The following is a 17828-nucleotide window of genomic DNA, read 5'->3' on the forward strand; positions in this document are numbered from 1 at the left end:
CTTTACTTAATAATAATTAATTCACTCTCTGCAATTTTTTCTACCACGTCAAGATACTCTTTCGTATTCGTAACAACGATCGGCGTATCGATCGAATAGCCAGCATCTTGAATCGCAGCGCCATCAAACGCTAAAAGCAGCTGTCCTTTTTTGATGTTGTCTCCTTGCTTCACGTGAGGCGTAAAATGTTTCCCTTCTAAATTTACGGTGTCCATCCCAATATGGATCAAAAGCTCAATGCCTTCCTCAGATTTTAAGCCGATCGCATGATTTGTTGGAAACAGTGTTTCAACCGTCCCATCAAAAGGCGCATAAACTTTCCCATCACTTGGACGCACAACCAGCCCTTTTCCTAATAAGCCTGTAGAAAATGCAGCATCATCTATATCTGATAATGGATAAACCTCTCCAGCAAGTGGAAGCGGCACTTCCAGTTCTGTCATCAATCCCGTTTTGATCGGTTCCACTGTGCGGCCTTCGTTATCTTTTTTCTGTTGTGCTTCACGATCTGCCTTTGGATCATACAAGAAAGTCAATGTTAGACCAAATGAAAGGACAAACGCTACGACGATCGCAAGCGCATAGCCATAAAAACCGCTACCGATCCCCTCATCCGGACTAATATAATTCGGTAAACTAAAAATCCCCATACCACCCATAATGTAAGACTTCGTTCCAAAGATCCCCATGATCAGACCGCCGACAGAAGCTGAAATCAATGTAGCGATAAACGGTTTTTTCCGCGGCAAAGTAATGCCGTATAGAGATGGCTCAGAAACACCAAACAAGCTAGAAATAAAAGCTGGAATTCCCATTGCACGAACCGATGTGTTCCGAGATTTAATGATCACCGCTAAAACAGCACCCGCTGTTGCAAATGGTGTCGCTTGACCTAAAACCATCACAGGATCATAGCCTAAAACACTAATATTATTGATTGCGATCGGAATGATTCCCCAATGCAAGCCAAACATCACTAGCACTTGCCAGACCGCACCTACTGCCAGACCTGCGATCACGGGACTAAACGTATAAATCGCCAAAACAGCTTTACCTAAAAGATCCCCCATCCAAGTAGCCATTGGTCCAATCACGATAAACGTTAACGGTACGATAACTAAAACAGTCAAAAAAGGAACCAAAAAGCTTTTCAAAACACTAGGAATAATTTTTGTCAACGCCTTTTCAAATTTTCCGCCAAAGAAGGTTGCGATGACGATCGGAATTACGCTTGAGCTATAGCTCATCAAAATAACTGGAATCCCTAAAAAAGTAATGTAGACAGGAGATTCAAAAATCGTTCCTGAAAATAATGTATACAAAGGCTCCGCATTGGTCGTTAAGTTAGCAATTGCCGGATATACAAGCGCTGCACCCAATGCCATACCTACAAATTGATTCAGTCCAAACTTTTTCGCAGCCGTATACCCTAAAAATATAGGGAAGAAATAAAAGAAGCAATCTCCAGCGGCCTGCAAGATGGCATACGTTCCTGATGTATTCGTGATCCAGCCTAAAGAAACAAATAGCACATTCAGCCCTTTGATCATCCCTGTCGCAGCCAACAAGCCTAAAACTGGAGTAAAAATACCTGAAATAATGTCAATAAAGCTATCCAGCAATCCTTTTTTCTCTTCCACAACATTCATATCTGATGACAAACCAGCAGCTTCGATGAATTCCTTATACACTTCCGGCACATGATTGCCAATGACCACTTGATATTGGCCGCCGCTTTGAACAACTGTTACGATTCTTGGTACTTCTTTCAATTTATCTGTCGCAGCTTTTCCTTCATCTTTGAGATTGAAACGTAAACGAGTAATACAATGAGTCAACCCATTAATATTTTCTTTCCCTCCAACACCGCTCAATATTTCTTGTACTAATTTTTCATAGGCCATTTTTTTCTTCCTTTCTAAATTTCATATAAAAAGGCAAGACAAACAAAGACTCTCCCAAAGAAAGTTTTTGTCAGTCTTGCCTGCTTTACCAGTAACAACCCTAATCGTTCTCTATTAATTTTTGAATATGCAAAGTCAAATATAGCTGCTCATCGTCACTAAGTGGCGAGTCAAGGTACTCCTCGATCAATCTCATCGTCTGAAATGCTTGGTCATATTGCTCTTTTACATTTGTCAGCAGCGGATTCGGCTTTGAGACGACTTCTCTACGACTCAATCGTTGAAAGAAAAAACGTAAATGCGTCACAAAACGGTCATACGCCAGAGAATCTTCATTGATGATCAATTTATTGGATAAACGTATGATCGTAACGATATCGCGAATTTTCTTTGCCGCCGTTTGTGCATCAATCGTTTGTAACCCATCCTCATTGATCTGAGCATTGATCAAATGCATCGCAATATTCCCTGCTTCCTCATCCTCTAAAGTGACCTTCATTTTTTCTGCAATCAGCTGTAAAGCCTGTCTTCCCACTTCGAACTCTTTAGGATAAAACTTTTTGATCTCCCAGGATAAACGATTATGTAGAGACAATCCTTGCTGATGCAACTTTATTAAGTTGAATAAATGATCGGTCAAAGAAATATAGAGCATTTCGCTCAGCTTATAATGCAGTTTTTCTTTTGCTATTTGGATAATATCATCTGTTAAAGAAAAATATTCAATCGGAATCGAAGAAATCAATGCTTCAAAACGCTGATAGGAGGTCTTTTCTTTTAACACAAAAATTTTCTCGATCTTACCTTCATCTGCTTCCAACCCTGGTTTCATTTTAAACCCTAATCCTGTCCCGATCCAGATAAAATCCTTACCGTCTTTTCCGACCAGCACAGCATTATTATTCAGGATCTTTTTGATCTTCAAGACTCAGCTCACCTCCATAAGCACATAAAAAAACAGGCATACCTTAGCACACGTGTAGAACCCACACATGTAATAAGGTATAGCCTGCTTTATCAGTAACTACCCATTTGATTGATTTAAATATAAACGATTTAAACTGAAAATGCAAGCGTTTTTTTACGTTTTAGAGTACGAAATAAAACTGAGCTTTCGTTTATCCTGCACTCCTTCCTTTAATTATAGTAACTGCGTAACTATCGTTTGATCTCCAGTCAATACTCAACGAATAGGAGCATTTATCCGCGTGTCATTGACACTCACAGTGACATCATAGTTGAAATTAGCTCATCGCATAATGCTAAATAGATATCGATCTTAATAACATTCAGAAAGTCAGTTCCAACAGAAGATTTTTAAGCTTCTATATTTTTTCTTTTTTCAATTTTACCAAGCGTCTTGGTTCCTTCCACCTGTTTTTTTAGCACCTCTATCAATTGTTCTACAGTAACCTCATTATTAAAGCCAGACTTTATATCTTCATTAAATTCTTCTTCGATCATTGCTGCTTCCTTTACGACTGCCATGCCTTCTGAGGTGATGCAAATATTGACTATCCTGCTATCCTGTTTACTATTCTTTTTTTCTACTAAATTTTTTAAGACCAACCGATCGATCAATCTACTTGGATTCTCTGATCCACAAATGAGTAATTCACCAATTTCAGAGATAGATAGGCCATTTTTTAAAGATAATATTTTTAGTATTTCGTATTGACTGGGCGTGATATTTATCGCTTTTAATCTACGGGCGTAGTTTAGCTCACCTTCTCTATCAACGGCTTTAATAAGATACCGCAATTCTTCGATATAGTACAAAAAAATCACTCCATTTGTTTTTGCATTATATTATACACTACTTTTACCATTTTTTTTCTAGGTAGTAATCTTGGCAAAAAGGTGCTTGTAAAATAATTGTTGACCCCATCGATTTTTGAGATCTTCCCTTTGTTCAACGCATCGATCGTTACTTGTACGACATGCTCCGGTGTGCGTAAATTGCCATATGACACGCCGCCGCCAGATGAAAAGAAGTTGGTGTCTGTCGCCCCAGGACTTATGGCGAAAATCTTTACATTTGTTTTAGAGCATTCGATCGCCAAGGCTTCAGTGAACGATAAGACAAAAGCTTTACTTGCAGCATATACTGCCATATTCGGTATAGGATGATACCCGGAAGTCGATGCGACATTGATGATGGTTCCCGTATTCCTTTTTAACATAGGCTCTAGAAAGAGTTTTGTTAGATCAAATAACGAAAGGACATTCAAATTTATTTGATTATGTTGATTCTCATAACTCAACTCGTTTACAGCACCACTTAAACCATATCCTGCGCAGTTTATCAGTGTCTCAACAAATACATCCGGTTTTTGAACCAAACGATAAATTTCTTGTGGACTTTTTTGTTCAGATAAATCGAAAGAAAATGTTTGTACCTTTACCTTAAACTGTTTTTCTAATTGTTGCTTCAAATCAGATAATTTTTCTTCTGACCTAGCAATCAAAATCAAATTCTTTTTCTCTTTTGCGTAATACTCCGCAAAAGCCTTTCCTATTCCTGAAGATGCGCCTGTAACCAACGTGTATTTATTCATGATTTCTCTCCTTATTTTTCGTGTTTAGACATATATGTCTAAACATATAATAGCATATCTTGCAAAAGAATCAAGTAGTTAAGGGTAAATAATCCTAAAACTACAATAAATGAATGAAAAAAAGGATCGGAACATAACTCTAAGAGTTACGATCCAATCCCTGTAAGAACGAATAAACGGCAGGCTCAGAAGTCTTAATCAATGAAAATCTCCTTTATACCTACTATTCTTTATACTTCATCTATCTTTTTATTACTCATCAATCGATTGATATGAACAGTTAAATAAGCTATCTCTTCTTTCGTGACCTTATCTGTGTTCAATATTTCTACATAATCTTTGACATTGAAAGCAACTGTCAACGCTTTTGGATATAGCTGTGCTATCTGCTCAAATAATCCAGAATCATCCTCTGTGATCATTTTCCCTTCAAAATAACGTTCAACAAAAAATTTCAAATGAGTAATGAAACGTTGATAATGAACATCTTCTCGATCAAAATCAATTTTCAACTCATACTTGACAATATCTGATATTCCACCGACCAGTTTTGCGTACTCCATCCCTTTACTTGTTGAAGAATCTACAGTTTGTGCATTGATGATATGAAAAGCGATATTCGCCGCTTCCTCTTGCGGTAGTATTTGACCTAGTTCTTTTTTTAGTAGCTTTAGGGCGTATTCCCCTATCGAAAATTCTGTCGGATAGTAGTTTTTTATTTCCCAATATACACGATTGAGGATATTCAATCCTTTTTTATGTCTTTCGATCGAAAAATTTAAGTGGTCGCTTAAGGTGAAGAAAATACTTGTATTTAATTTTGTACCTAGGAGTTCTTCTGCTCTCTTGATGATTTGTTGCGTAATGTCAAAATAAACAGCTGGAATTGAATCGAATAAGCGTAAATATTCTTGGATTTGTTGGTTATCGACAGGTATGAATACTCGGTTTACATCCTCATCATCGACCGTTTGCCCGATTTTCCGACTATAGCCGATGCCTTTGCCAAAAAAAACATACTCCTGCTGTTCACTGTCCACCGCTAAGATCGTATTGGGATTTAGTATTTTTTTGATGATCATCCGACACTCTCCTAATCTAAGATACTGCCATTGCTTTCAATTACTTTTTTATACCAGAAAAACGAATCTTTCTTTATCCTTTCCAACGTTCCTTCTCCTAAGTCATCCTGATCAACATAGATATACCCATAACGCTTACTCATTTGAGAGGTTGAAACACTAATCAAATCGATTGGTGCCCAGCTAGTATAGCCAAACAGATCCACCCCAGCTTCCACTGCTTCAAGAATCTCTTTGATATGTTGTCTTAAGTAGCTGATACGGTAGCTATCGTGTATTTTCCCATCAGAAGTAACTTCATCTTTAGCTCCCATTCCATTTTCAACAATGATCAACGGTACATTATAACGATCCTGCAACTCAAGAAGCGATATTTTTAGCCCGACTGGATCGATCTGCCATCCCCATTCCGTCGAAGGAAGATATGGATTTTTTACTCCCATGATCGTGTTCCCTGATGTTTGCTCCAAAGATGGATCAGATGATTCAGTTCGTGACATATAGTAGCTAAAAGCTAAATAATCTGCGGTGTGTTCTCTTAATAGTTTATCATCCTCCGCCGCTTTTGTAATGATGATTCCTTTGTTCTCCAAATGTTTCTTGTACAATGTTGGATATTCACCAAAAATTTGAATATCTGCATGAGCATAATTGTTTAAGTTACTCTCTAAAGAAAGCAAGACATCTTCTGGTTTACACGTATTAGGATACGTCGTCAATTTCGTCAGCATACATCCCATTTGGCTTCCAGAAATCAACTCGTGACATAATTTAGTGGCAATAGCTGCTGCAACATATTGGTGATGAAGCGCTTGATAGACTGCCTCTTCTAAAGAATATCCGATACACTTGTCTTCAACGATCCCAGCCGTTGTAAATGGATGTCGTCCCACACTATCGATCTCGTTAAAGGTCAACCAGTAAGTCACATATTCACCAAACGCTTTAAAACAAACTTCCGCATAATGAACAAAAAAATCGATCAACTTACGATCTACCCAACCGTTGTACTTTTCCGATAAAGCTAATGGCATTTCGTAATGAGATAATGTAACGATCGGTTCAATTCCATACTTCTTCAATTCCTTGAAAACATTCTTATAAAAATCAATACCAGCAACATTAGGCTCTGTTTCCTCCCCCGTAGGGAATAAACGAGTCCAAGCAATAGAGATTCTCAATGCTTTGAAGCCCATCTCTGCAAAAAGCTGAATATCTTCTTTATACCGATGATAAAAATCGATACCTCTACGTTTAGGATACCATTCAACCTCTAAATCCTTTCGCGCTTGTTGGATCATATCACTCGTTACAGTATTATGTGCTTTATAGTCTTTTACGTCAATAGTAGGTTTAAACGTTGCTACATCTGCTACAGACATCCCCTTTTGATCTACATTCCAAGCACCTTCCACTTGATTTGCGGCAATCGCACCGCCCCATAAAAAATCTTTACGCAATGGCATTTTCTTCTTTCCCTTCAATAACGAATATTTTTTCTTCTTTAGTCACTTGTTCCTCAGAAACTAGATTGAACTTGACATTCTTAGGCTCCGTAATCACGATGATGGTTGTTGGATCAAATCCAGCCTCTTTGATTTTTAAAAGATCAAATTTGATCAACACATCCCCTTGCGTAACCTTCTGACCTTCTGAAACAAAGCTTTCAAAATACTTTCCGCCCAGGTTCACTGTATCTATACCAATATGAAATAATATCTCAATGCCCTCGTCTGTCTGCATACCTAGTGCATGTTTCGTGTTATAAATCATTTTGATCGTTCCATTAGCTGGTGCGTATAATTCACCTTTCGTAGGTATGATCGCAACACCATCGCCTAACATTTTACTAGCAAAGACGTCATCCTTCACGTCTGATAGAGGGATCATTTGCCCTTCAACCGGCGCATTAAAGTCTATTTCATTTGTTTCATTTTCTTGTGCTCCAGCTGTAGCTGGTTCCTTCCATAAAACAAGAACTGCAGCAAATGAAGCTACGAAAGATACGACTAAACCGATCACTGCGTACATCAGATTGTTAGGCAGAGTTTCAGAAATAAACATTGATAAACTGGCAATCCCAGGTCCAACGGCAACATATGCTTCCACACTTAGAAGGCCTAATGTCGCTCCACCGATCAAACTACCAAACATTACACCGTACAATACTCTTTTATGCAAAATAGTCACACCATACAAAGCTGGTTCAGTGATTCCAAAAAGAGCAGAAATACCAGCAGAAACAGCTGTTGCTTTCAAACCTTTATCTTTCGAACGAATCGTTACCGCAAAACATGCTCCGGCTTCTGCGATGTTATGAGCTAATGAGGCTGCATTATAAATTAGTTCTTTTCCTGTCTCACCTAAAGAAGTGATAACATATGGAATCATTGCTTTATGCATCCCTGTTACTACCATGAAAGGTAAGAAAGCTGCCAGCAAAGCTACTGCGATCCAGCCAAACCGAGCAAAAACTGTCATGATCACACTTGCAAACCCTTGACCGAACGTAAATCCAATAGGACCGAGCACCAATAATGTCAATGGCACGACAATCAATAATGACATCATCGGAACAAAGAAACTTCTAATCACCTTAGGACTGATCTTGGTAAAGAATTTTTCCAAAAACGAATAACTGATCACACAAAGAATTGCAGGAAAAACTTGATACGCATAATTGATGTTTTGAATTGGCAAACCAGCCAAAGTCGTTCCTTCAGTAATCAGTGCAGTCAATCCAGGGATCAACAAACCACCTACAGCTGAGACAGCGACTAAACTATTTACCTTCAGCTTGTTCGCTGTTGTGATCGCTACCAATAAAGGCAGGAAGTATAAGGGTGCATCTCCTACAAATGTCAAAATCTGATAAGTCGATGTTGTTTTATCTAACACCCCAATTAGATTTAGTAGCATCAATAGTGATTTTAAAATACCTCCGCCAGCGATCGCTGGAATCAAGGGTTGAAAAATACTAATAACGAAGTCTAAAATGACATCTTGCCATTTTGGTCTTTTCTTAGACCCCTTTTCTGTATCTACTTGAATTCCTGAAAGGAGTTTTTCGACCTCGCGATAAACTTCCACCACTGCACCACCAATAATGACTTGTGTTTGAGCTGTTTGCGTGATTCCTAACACACCAGAGATTTTTTTGATCGCTTCTGCGTCCACTTTACTATCATCAACTAACGTAAATCTCAATCTTGTAGAGCAGTGTTCTAAATGTGAAACATTGTTCGCTCCCCCAACATTTTCCAAAATTTCTTTTGCTACATTTTTTTCATCCATTTTTTCCGCCTCCATTTTTTAACAAAAAAAACCGAACCGAATCAACCCAAAAAAGAGCTGATTCAATTCGGTTATGCCTACTATTACGTAGTAACACGCCTTGTATTAAGTTGGTTCGATTATATCTCACTTTAAAGAAAGCGTCAACATTTTTTTAGAAATTCATTTTGCTAAACAAGAAAACTTATGTTAGTGGTGACTTTTTTCATAGCAGCAGTTAAGTCGAAGCCTGCGATCAACTACCATGATAGTAGCCAGATTCTTTAGTTTTTTATTTCTTGGATAATAATCAAACGATGTATCTGCAAATGCCATTTTCTGATAATCTTCGAAGCTGACATCACCGATTTCTTGTTTCATTTTATCATATTCTACACGAAGATAATCTGTAAGTGGAGAACTGCTTCCTAAAAGATCCTCTAACGTCACTTTCATTTTGGGCATTGCTACACCCGCACTATTTACTCCATTAGAAAAAGATCCTCTTGCCATCGTTTCATAGCGTATGATGTTCATGTTGCTTAGCTTTTCTATTAGCAAGTATTACATACCAAAAAAAGGCAGTGTCACTTATAACCTTTTTTATTTTGAAGAGAACATATTTAAATCTCATTCGCTTTTTTTAATTGTTTTAGTAGTTCTTCCAATTCTTGAATATAAACATTTTCTTTAGTATTTAATATTCTTAAATCATTTAGATAGTCACTGCATGATTTAATGATTGCTGGTGTATATTCTCTTACATCAATTTTTTCTTCCCAGTCAATTTTTTCAATCTCTACATCTGACTCTACTGCTGAAGAGCCTTCTCTTTTTAGAGCCTCAATTTTTCTGACAGTCATTTTTTCACTACCCACTTTTGTTAATTCAATCCATATTTTCGGAGTTTCTATATCACTAATATACACCACATTCATGTTTTCTAACTTTAAAGTAGCTTCTACAAAATATCTCATCCACCAATAGATTGATACAGACATAACATCTACTTCTTTATCAAGATAAAACCCATATTCACTATGTCCTGCTAGCAATTGAAAATAGCCATTTTCCCCATAAAATTCGTTTCCTTCTAAATCATCATCCAAATCATTAAATATTTTATATTTTAATTCAAACATGTCTCTTCTCCTTTACTTCATCATATTCCTTATATCTTGAACAGAATACTGATAATTTCCATATACACTTCCGAACGTCCCGTCATTATGAATATAAACATTAAGCTTCTCTCCATTTATAACGTATTCAAATAGTCCACCTTTTTTGCCTTGTTTCAACAAATCATTATATGCTATTTCTGAATAGTTTGTTATTTCATTAGTAGTCCATCTAGAATTGAAAAAAGATTGATCTTTTAATTTTTCAGCCAATTGAGTATCTGACAGATAGTCTGCTTGAGACTTTATAGAATTAACATTATGCCTTGTTTGTATATGTTTAATATTTCTTTTAGATAAAGGATTTGTTATTTCAATATCAGGTATCTTATAACTACTTCCCTCCCTCGAAGCAACAACCTTATTTGTCCCTTTCAAAAGTTTAAGTCCTTTATACGTTCCATATCCTGCCAATGCTAAATCTGCTAAGCCAGACAAGCCACGTAAGATTCGATCGCCTGTAGACAATTCCTTTCCGGTAAACAAATCTTTTCCACGCCAAGCATCACTGTTTTTATTTCATATACGAAAATGCAGTATCAGTGACGAAAAAACTGATACCGCTATAGCTATTATTCGCTTAATTAGTTAGCTTTAGTATTATCTTCAAAGCTTTATTATCTGATTGTTATCAGATAATAAAGTGCCGTTTTGTTTAGAGCAAATTAATGCTTTTATTAAAAGACTTGAGACTATGTTTTTGCTAATTAACAAACATTGGAGAAATATGTCCATCAACTTCTAATAGATCTTTTCGAAAGAAATCAAACAAAATATATTCATCTTCATCACTTAAAAATAGTTTATCCGCCAAAATATAATATTCTTCTTTATCTAAATAAACTTTTAAAAATTTGTAATTACCAATCTTTGTTAATCTATCTTCTGCAAAAAACAATTTATATGTTTCATCATTTTCTTCTTTTTTCTGATCACCGATTAATAAAATTTTACACTCGTACTTTGATCCAATTTCCATAAACAAGAAATTGTTATCATCACTATAACCTATTGAGTTATCAAAACATTCTTCCTTTTTTCCAGTCACAACATTTCTTAAATAAACATCTCTGTCCATTATCCGTTCATCTATAGCGGTTACTTCAAACATAATCTATTCACTTCTCTTTCTAAATAAAATTAAATTGGATATACAGAAACAATAAATCCATTCTTTCCATAGGCAATTAGATATTTTTTCCCATTCACTAAGTAAGTAGCATTCATCCCCCTTGAAGATTCTACAATGCTCACAGGTTTATTTTTTAGCATATCATAGATAAACTCTGGAATATTCTTAATACCTCGTTTAGAAAAATCAGCTGCATGACGAATTTCAACATGGTTTAATCCAGCTTTACTATTTCCATATTCTAACCACAATAAATCTTTTTCAATATTCTTTGTTACCATAACCACATCATCCGGATTGTACTTTACACCACTTTTTGAAAGTTCGTCTAATAAATCAGACTTTAATAGTTTATTAGTAGTACTGCTTTTCTCCGAAACAACAACCTTATTCGTCCCTTTCAAAGGTTTTAGCACCTTATACGTTCTATATTCTGGTAATCTCCGGAGATAGCTTTTATTTCATATACGAAAAACGGTATCAGTAGCGTAAAAAACTGATACCGTTAGTCAAGACTTTACTATCCGACGGTAAACTGAATAGTAAATTGTCTTTTTTATTTTACTGATTTTGATTAAGAATATAATCAACTCTCGACTTAGTATTAACACTAGTTTCTATCATATCAAAATTTTGTTCTTTTAGTTTCTCTTGATATGTTAGAAAATCTTGCTTTAATTGACTTGATTCATTATTATCCATTTTTAGAATGTTATTACCATAAAATTCAAGTTTGTCGTACAAAAAATCAGAAAGTTGTTTTTGTTTAATTCCATCCAATGCTAAAGTAAGCAGATATGAATATTTTACACGTTCATCTTCATTAATATCTTGCCACTCTTCTTCAAGAATTTTTGCACTTGCTTGTGCAATAGTTAACCCATCCTCATTAACATATTCATCCAAATCTAGTTGAACAGCCTCAACTATATCATCATAAGTTGGTAAATTTTCTTTCAAGATAAAAACTCCCTTCATTTATTTCAAAGTATTATTTGTCATTACATTTATATTAACATTAGGATATTTTTTTCTAAACTCTAGTATCAAATTTGTACAACTTTGACAACAATCTAATTCTGAAAACAGATTAATTTCTCCTTTTATATTAGGGTCTTTTATCTTAGACGCTATATCTTCTAATATTTTAGCTTCTGTATCATTATATCTTGGATAACCATCTTCAACATAATTTTTTAAAACTCTATCTTTTTCGCTTGGTGCAATTGAAAAATCGTCCATGTATCCTAATGAATCATTAGAATGTACTTGGCTATGAGCTTTAAAATCTTTTTTTAATCCAGGAATATCAACTTCAGCTGTTGCAACATTTCCTTTTCCTAATCTATCTAATTTACGATTAACTATTTTTCTTTGTGAATTAGACAAGTTTAGGTACTCATCAGAATTTTTATAGTTTTTTATAAAATCATCTAGATTATTTCTCAGATTTTTTGATTGATTTTGTAAGTTCTTACCAACATTAGCCCCGCTAGTTTTCTCCGAAACAACAACCTTATTCGTCCCTTTCAAAGGTTTAAGCCCTTTATACGTTCCATATCCTGCCAATGCTAAATCTGCTATCCCAGACAAGCCACGTAAGATTCGATCGCCTGTAGACAATTCTTTCCCGGTAAACAAATCTTTTCCACGCCAAGCATCACTGACATTTTTCGCCCCTGAGGTCAAACCCAAAGCCACCATCAGCTATCTATTTCAAAGTATTAGTCATTGAATCATAAAGCGATTGAGCTTAGTCTATTTTTTCTCTCTGAAAATAATTTTGTTACACTAAAAAAGAGAGTAGTAAAATATTCCACTCTCTTTTAGAATACGACGGTAATAAGAAAAAAATAGCTTCACTTTTTACTCATCAACATTGTTCATTATCCATTGAATTGCAAGTTCTTCTTCTAAGATTACAGGTTCTTCCACAGTCCCAATATTAATTGATTCAACCATTGCTAAATCTAAATTAATAATATTTTTAAAAGTAGCTCCTTTAAAAATTGTTTCTTCAATATTTGTTAATTCAAAATCTATATTTTCTAAAAAAGAATTCGTAAAGTCGGCTTCCCTTAAGTCCGCTGATATAAAAGTACTATTTTTTATGATAGCCTCAGAAAAATCACTTTCGGTTAGCTCAGCTTTGGCAAAATTTGTTTCACTAATAGTTGCCTTAACAAACGAAGTATAGTCAGCTTTACTTTTCACATATGAGCCTTGATTAATATGAGTAAAGGAAAAAACAGATGAATATAAACTGGCTCTATAAAAATCTACTCCTTCTAATTTCATCCCCTCAAAAGAACAAGCCGTCAGAAAGCTTTCTGATAAATCAACATCTTTAAACTCTATCTCTTTAAAAGTAACTTCATCCAAAATAAGTTTTTCACCTTTTTTTCCTAATGTTTGAATATAACTTTCGTGGGACCTTATTTTTTCATCAATATCAATTTTCACTAGTCCGTCCTCCTTGTACTATGGATAAAATATAATTTTATCAATTAAACCTTTGCTTTTTAACTCATTGATTAACATAGCCCTATGTTCAGAAGTTAAATTAGTTGTGTTGATGATTACATCATGCCCTCTTTTTACTTCTTTATTGATATTCATCATCGCATTCTCAACGGTAAAAGCTCCTTTTTTAGGAGAAGTATGTCCGTTCGGATAAGAGACAAAACTTTTTACATCATATTTTTTTCCTGTCGTTACATCAATAAATTCTGCACCCCGATTCGCAGTCGTATCTCTTACAATATGACCTAGGTCACCTCGTTCTTCTAGCGCTAAGCCAATCTCTTTTTCTAATTTGGCTCCATCAGTGATACTTCCCCCATGAGATGGATCTCTCGCCAAATCATCTAGCTCAGTTTGGCTTCTCTTTATTTTAGTACCTTTTGTTCCACTGCTTTTCTCCGAAACAACAACCTTATTCGTCCCTTTCAAAGGTTTAAGCCCTTTATACGTTCCATATCCTGCCAATGCTAAATCTGCTATCCCAGACAAGCCACGTAAGATTCGATCGCCTGTAGACAATTCCTTCCCTGTAAACAAATCTTTTCCACGCCAAGCATCACTGACATTTTTCGCCCCAGAGGTCAAACCCAAAGCCACCATCAACTGCCATGGCAGCATGCCTCCAATGACAAGTACCGCGCCATTGATTACTACAGTAACAGCCAGATCCTTCACTTTTTCATTTCTTGAATAATAATCAAACGACGTATCTGCAAATGCCATCTTCTGATAATCTTCGAAGCTGACATCACCGATTTCTTGTTTCATTTTATCATATTCTACACGAAGATAATCAGTAAGCGGAGAACTGCTTCCTAATAAATCTTCTAACGTTACTTTCATTTTGGGCATTGCTACACCCGCACTATTTACTCCATTAGAAAAAGATCCTCTTGCCATCGTTTCATAGCCCATGATGTTCATGTTGCTTAGCTTTTCTATCAGTGAGTCCATTGAATCATAAAATGGCTGATCGATGTCCGCTGGAAGTGTGTCTTGTATTTTAAAAGTCTTTTGTGCCAATTTGGCGATCCGCTCATCTAAATCATCCATCAGCACACCGTCCATGGATTCGATATCGATCGCATTATCTACGTCATATCGATCACAGGCATCCTTAGCGTCATTCGTGATCGTTCCAAGCTCTTGAACCAAAGTGATGATATCAACGTCCTTTAGCTCACTTACGCCATTGACTATTGAACTCCATTCTCCAGTTTTAAACTTTACATCTTTCATACCTACCCTCTTTTCCTATACTGAATAGCTCATATCTATTTTCCTTTTGATTTTATATCACTACTGACGGATCGATCTAACTCCACAAAGGTTTCTCCTGCATAAGTCACATACTCCTGCAATCGTGAATAATGAGAAATCAATTCCTCCATACGTACAGTCACGATGCTAAAAAGCCCGACCTGGCCTTGCGCTAAGCCTTCCACATAATACTCACTTCCTGTGATATTTTGTAATGCATTATAGGATGACTCTAGTTCATCGATCACTGTTTGAAGCTGACCTGTGATCCCTGATAATTCACCAGGATCGACCGTGATTTTATCTGTCAAACCAACTCACCCGCTCTTTCCTTTTATCTTCTGGCACCTCATACGAAATCTGCAACTGATCGACGAGCCATTTATTGACCCAGAATTGACTGATTCGCTTTAATCCTTCACTGTCTAATCGATATAAAACGCCTTGCGACAGCAATAGAGCATACTCACTTTTCATCAATTCTTGCTCTCGTTTATGAACACTTCCAAGTACAAGTGCTGCCTCTATTCCTTGTTTCTGCAACTCTTCTAAAGTCAAACGCGCCCGTCTTGAGCGAAATTCTTTTTCCTCTTCTGTACCTTCTCTGCGAAAAATACTGTACTCCACAAGGACTTGTCCCAAAAATGTTTCCGGTTCTTCGATCGTCAACTGATAGCCTGCTTCTTCCCTTTTTAACACGATCGCCTGCTCGCCAGTCGCTACGTAATAGGTTTTATCTAAACAGATATACATTTCCGATTGAACATATCGTTCGATCAAAGAAGCGACTAAAAAGCCTTTTTTGGTAAGCTTTCCCGCTGCCAGCAACCCTTTTTCTTCTAACCTTTCGATCCCTTTTGGAATAGCCGTTATCTGATTCATTCGATGTGCTGTTAATTGCGGCACACCGAATAATTCCACCTGTCCGACCATATCCGTCAATACCAACAATTCCTCTTCAGAAAAAATCGCCATACGCTCCTCCTAAATCCCTCGTATCTCGCCCATTTCAGACGAATCAAACGAATCAATATCTTTTTGTAATTCCGTGACTGCTTTTTTATAACTTTTGACACACTTCGCCAAGTCTTCATGATATTGACTAACAATGCCTAAATACATCAGGTAACTGTTTTTGGATTCTCCTGTCCAAGTCTGATCATATCCATTGCTGCTGGATACAAGTTTTTTAGCCACATTTAAAGAAGCGCTCATCGCACTTTCTGCTTCTGCTGCGCTGCTGATAACTTCTGAAAGTCCACCTGATTTTATATCAACATTTCCCATACTATTCTCTCCTTTCTCTCTAGTTATCTTGGAATGATCTCATGGTTCTTAAGAGCTTCTTGCTGTCGATTGATTTTTTCTAATGCTTGCCTAGCAACTTCTTTGTAATGATCCTCTTCACGCTGTTTCTCTGCGGTATAAAGATCGCCATAATGCTGTGCTTTGTTCCCCGCTGTTGTAACTCCATCTGAAATACTATCGTTGCGGCTTTTTATTTTTTTACTTAATGACTGCAGTTTCTCCACCAATTCACTTGCTTTATCTAGTGTATCTTGATTAGGAATTCCATTGCTGGTAGAAACACCACTAAACTTACCTTCAGCAGATGTGATCGCTGTTTCCAATTGTTCTAAGTAAGAAGAATGTTCGGTCAACGCAGTGGATAGCTCAGTTTTTAAGGTAGTATACTTTTGCTTCTTTTCTAAATATTCGCTAGTTAAAAACATGTCTTTACTCCTTTACATAAAGTTTAGTTCTATACAAAAGTTTACCAAACATGGAGATTCATAACAATAACACTTGTGTAATAATAAAATCCCTTATGAATACTTTTAAAAACATTGTGTTGAAATTGGTACAAATGAAAAAGACACTTTCCGATTTTGGAAAGTGTCTGGAATAAAATCAAGACGAGAAATTATTTTTTAGTAGCATTTTTGGTTAGTCTAATGATTTTTGATATATCGTCAATATCTAAAGCATCAGCGATTCTTTCTATGTGCTCTAAATAAACTCTTTTTCTCTTACCATTTGCAAGATTACTTAAATTTGATGGTTCTATTCCCGATAAACGTGCAAGTTCTCGTAGAGACATATTTCTCTCTGCTAATAAATCATTTATCAACACTTCAACCTTTTGTTCAGTATTTTCCTCAAGCATTTAATTACCTCCAATCCATCAAAAAAACGTTGTCTATATAGACATGATATAGTAGAATATAAATATATTGTTGTTTATATAGACATGGTTTTGGTTTTTTCAGAATAAAAGGAGGAGAAAATATGACTGCTAAAATGACAAAAAAAAAAATTACTACAAAAAATATCCAACCGATTAAAGAAATATCGTATCAGGATATGCATCATTTGAATGATACGATCGATCAGATCCACTCATGGAAAGAAACACTGTCTTTGCTAAATGATTTTTTTGAAAATAAAGGAGTTCCCTTAAATAAGAAAAGAATTATTAGAGAGTTTCATGCTAATTCTTATGTTTTTGCTGCATTTTATGAAGATTTTTTGGTTCGTGCAGCTGCCTTGGAAAAGCAAGTTGAAGTTTTAAAAGCTAAAAGTAAAGTTAGGGGGTAGGTTTAGTTGTTGAAACAACAAGGAAAAAACTATAGCGACTAATATCTTCTGATATAGTCGCTATAGTTTTCCTTTTCTCAAGCTCATTGAACATCTAAAAAAGACGTTTCGTAAACTAATTTGCGAAACGTCTGAAATATTGATATATAAAACATATTAACATTTTGACAATTGTAAAGCTTTACGGGCTTTCTTAAGACCTGGTTCGATTGCTTGGTTTTTGAATGAGCTTCAAAGACCTTTGATAACAACGGATACAGCGTGATTCACATTTCAAAATTTCATTGGTCTTCAATTTTTTTAAAGCAATGGTGTCA

21 protein-coding genes and 1 pseudogene are annotated in these 17828 nt (G+C 35.9%); 1 reads left to right on the forward strand and 21 read right to left on the reverse strand.

Features of this window, described 5'->3' with window-relative positions; all coding sequences use genetic code 11:
• Positions 1-2: 2 nt before the first annotated feature.
• From A5889_RS08640 to A5889_RS08740, 21 genes and pseudogenes are all read right to left on the reverse strand, one after another.
• Entirely contained in the window at positions 3-1904 is a 1902-nt protein-coding gene (locus A5889_RS08640; RefSeq protein WP_087640502.1) for a beta-glucoside-specific PTS transporter subunit IIABC, read from the reverse strand.
• Between the two features lie 100 nt (positions 1905-2004).
• Complete coding sequence (locus A5889_RS08645) at positions 2005-2829, reverse strand: PRD domain-containing protein (protein ID WP_087640501.1); 825 nt, start codon at positions 2827-2829, stop codon at positions 2005-2007.
• Positions 2830-3221: 392 nt separating this feature from the next.
• Positions 3222-3683: a MarR family winged helix-turn-helix transcriptional regulator gene (locus A5889_RS08650; RefSeq protein ID WP_176372809.1), complete on the reverse strand. Its 462-nt coding sequence runs from the start codon at positions 3681-3683 to the stop codon at positions 3222-3224.
• 5 nt (positions 3684-3688) lie between these two features.
• Positions 3689-4462, reverse strand: coding sequence for an SDR family NAD(P)-dependent oxidoreductase (locus A5889_RS08655; protein ID WP_087640499.1), 774 nt, complete (start codon positions 4460-4462; stop codon positions 3689-3691).
• Between the two features lie 230 nt (positions 4463-4692).
• Positions 4693-5544, reverse strand: a complete 852-nt coding sequence (locus tag A5889_RS08660) for a PRD domain-containing protein (RefSeq protein ID WP_087640498.1) — start codon at positions 5542-5544, stop codon at positions 4693-4695.
• An 11-nt stretch (positions 5545-5555) separates the two neighbouring features.
• Positions 5556-7010 (reverse strand): glycoside hydrolase family 1 protein, encoded by a 1455-nt coding sequence (locus tag A5889_RS08665; RefSeq protein WP_087640497.1) that lies wholly within the window; start codon positions 7008-7010, stop codon positions 5556-5558.
• Positions 6997-8838 (reverse strand): beta-glucoside-specific PTS transporter subunit IIABC, encoded by a 1842-nt coding sequence (locus tag A5889_RS08670; RefSeq protein ID WP_087640496.1) that lies wholly within the window; start codon positions 8836-8838, stop codon positions 6997-6999. Before A5889_RS08670 ends, A5889_RS08665 begins: the two co-directional genes overlap by 14 nt.
• Before the next feature lie 189 nt (positions 8839-9027).
• Positions 9028-9354, reverse strand: coding sequence for a hypothetical protein (locus A5889_RS08675; RefSeq protein WP_087640495.1), 327 nt, complete (start codon positions 9352-9354; stop codon positions 9028-9030).
• Positions 9355-9440: 86 nt separating this feature from the next.
• Positions 9441-9959 carry a hypothetical protein gene (locus A5889_RS08680; RefSeq protein ID WP_087640494.1) on the reverse strand — a complete coding sequence of 173 codons (519 nt, stop codon included), beginning with the start codon at positions 9957-9959 and terminating at the stop codon, positions 9441-9443.
• Between the two features lie 12 nt (positions 9960-9971).
• Positions 9972-10490, reverse strand: a pseudogene (locus tag A5889_RS08685) (hypothetical protein); the annotation flags it as partial.
• Between the two features lie 211 nt (positions 10491-10701).
• Positions 10702-11109, reverse strand: coding sequence for a hypothetical protein (locus A5889_RS08690; RefSeq protein ID WP_087640492.1), 408 nt, complete (start codon positions 11107-11109; stop codon positions 10702-10704).
• Between the two features lie 29 nt (positions 11110-11138).
• Positions 11139-11534: a hypothetical protein gene (locus A5889_RS08695; protein WP_087640491.1), complete on the reverse strand. Its 396-nt coding sequence runs from the start codon at positions 11532-11534 to the stop codon at positions 11139-11141.
• A gap of 157 nt (positions 11535-11691) precedes the next feature.
• Entirely contained in the window at positions 11692-12090 is a 399-nt protein-coding gene (locus A5889_RS08700) for a hypothetical protein (protein ID WP_087640490.1), read from the reverse strand.
• A gap of 18 nt (positions 12091-12108) precedes the next feature.
• Positions 12109-12834 carry a deaminase domain-containing protein gene (locus A5889_RS08705; RefSeq protein ID WP_087640489.1) on the reverse strand — a complete coding sequence of 242 codons (726 nt, stop codon included), beginning with the start codon at positions 12832-12834 and terminating at the stop codon, positions 12109-12111.
• A gap of 162 nt (positions 12835-12996) precedes the next feature.
• A complete protein-coding gene (locus tag A5889_RS08710; protein ID WP_087640488.1) occupies positions 12997-13593 on the reverse strand; it encodes a pentapeptide repeat-containing protein in 597 nt (198 codons plus the stop codon).
• Between the two features lie 18 nt (positions 13594-13611).
• Positions 13612-14892 (reverse strand): pre-toxin TG domain-containing protein, encoded by a 1281-nt coding sequence (locus A5889_RS08715; protein ID WP_087640487.1) that lies wholly within the window; start codon positions 14890-14892, stop codon positions 13612-13614.
• A gap of 35 nt (positions 14893-14927) precedes the next feature.
• A complete protein-coding gene (locus A5889_RS08720) occupies positions 14928-15224 on the reverse strand; it encodes a hypothetical protein (RefSeq protein WP_087640486.1) in 297 nt (98 codons plus the stop codon).
• Entirely contained in the window at positions 15214-15888 is a 675-nt protein-coding gene (locus tag A5889_RS08725) for a DUF5081 family protein (RefSeq protein WP_087640485.1), read from the reverse strand. The genes A5889_RS08720 and A5889_RS08725 overlap by 11 nt, the downstream gene beginning before the upstream one ends.
• Before the next feature lie 9 nt (positions 15889-15897).
• Positions 15898-16200, reverse strand: coding sequence for a hypothetical protein (locus A5889_RS08730; RefSeq protein WP_087640484.1), 303 nt, complete (start codon positions 16198-16200; stop codon positions 15898-15900).
• Between the two features lie 23 nt (positions 16201-16223).
• Positions 16224-16646 (reverse strand): hypothetical protein, encoded by a 423-nt coding sequence (locus A5889_RS08735; protein ID WP_087640483.1) that lies wholly within the window; start codon positions 16644-16646, stop codon positions 16224-16226.
• Between the two features lie 191 nt (positions 16647-16837).
• Entirely contained in the window at positions 16838-17080 is a 243-nt protein-coding gene (locus A5889_RS08740; protein ID WP_087640482.1) for a helix-turn-helix domain-containing protein, read from the reverse strand.
• Between the two features lie 122 nt (positions 17081-17202).
• Between A5889_RS08740 and A5889_RS08745 the strand changes: the two genes are divergently transcribed.
• The gene (locus A5889_RS08745; protein ID WP_087640481.1) at positions 17203-17511 is read left to right on the forward strand and encodes a hypothetical protein; all 309 of its coding nucleotides are present in this window, start codon (positions 17203-17205) and stop codon (positions 17509-17511) included.
• The last annotated feature ends 317 nt before the right edge of the window (positions 17512-17828 follow it).

The organism is Enterococcus sp. 9D6_DIV0238, assembly GCF_002174455.2.
In the GTDB taxonomy this organism is placed as follows: domain Bacteria; phylum Bacillota; class Bacilli; order Lactobacillales; family Enterococcaceae; genus Enterococcus_L; species Enterococcus_L dunnyi.

Excerpts from the sequence above, each read along its gene's own strand:
- A5889_RS08730 (WP_087640484.1), bottom strand. The coding sequence starts at position 16,200 with ATGGGAAATGTTGATATAAAATCAGGTGGACTTTCAGAAGTTATCAGC.
- A5889_RS08680 (WP_087640494.1), bottom strand. The coding sequence starts at position 9,959 with ATGTTTGAATTAAAATATAAAATATTTAATGATTTGGATGATGATTTA.
- A5889_RS08735 (WP_087640483.1), bottom strand. The coding sequence starts at position 16,646 with ATGTTTTTAACTAGCGAATATTTAGAAAAGAAGCAAAAGTATACTACC.
- A5889_RS08715 (WP_087640487.1), bottom strand. The coding sequence starts at position 14,892 with ATGAAAGATGTAAAGTTTAAAACTGGAGAATGGAGTTCAATAGTCAAT.
- A5889_RS08740 (WP_087640482.1), bottom strand. The coding sequence starts at position 17,080 with ATGCTTGAGGAAAATACTGAACAAAAGGTTGAAGTGTTGATAAATGAT.
- A5889_RS08745 (WP_087640481.1), top strand. The coding sequence starts at position 17,203 with ATGACTGCTAAAATGACAAAAAAAAAAATTACTACAAAAAATATCCAA.
- A5889_RS08660 (WP_087640498.1), bottom strand. The coding sequence starts at position 5,544 with ATGATCATCAAAAAAATACTAAATCCCAATACGATCTTAGCGGTGGAC.
- A5889_RS08675 (WP_087640495.1), bottom strand. The coding sequence starts at position 9,354 with ATGAACATCATACGCTATGAAACGATGGCAAGAGGATCTTTTTCTAAT.
- A5889_RS08705 (WP_087640489.1), bottom strand. The coding sequence starts at position 12,834 with ATGGTGGCTTTGGGTTTGACCTCAGGGGCGAAAAATGTCAGTGATGCT.
- A5889_RS08690 (WP_087640492.1), bottom strand. The coding sequence starts at position 11,109 with ATGTTTGAAGTAACCGCTATAGATGAACGGATAATGGACAGAGATGTT.
- A5889_RS08665 (WP_087640497.1), bottom strand. The coding sequence starts at position 7,010 with ATGCCATTGCGTAAAGATTTTTTATGGGGCGGTGCGATTGCCGCAAAT.
- A5889_RS08640 (WP_087640502.1), bottom strand. The coding sequence starts at position 1,904 with ATGGCCTATGAAAAATTAGTACAAGAAATATTGAGCGGTGTTGGAGGG.
- A5889_RS08725 (WP_087640485.1), bottom strand. The coding sequence starts at position 15,888 with ATGGCGATTTTTTCTGAAGAGGAATTGTTGGTATTGACGGATATGGTC.
- A5889_RS08655 (WP_087640499.1), bottom strand. The coding sequence starts at position 4,462 with ATGAATAAATACACGTTGGTTACAGGCGCATCTTCAGGAATAGGAAAG.
- A5889_RS08670 (WP_087640496.1), bottom strand. The coding sequence starts at position 8,838 with ATGGATGAAAAAAATGTAGCAAAAGAAATTTTGGAAAATGTTGGGGGA.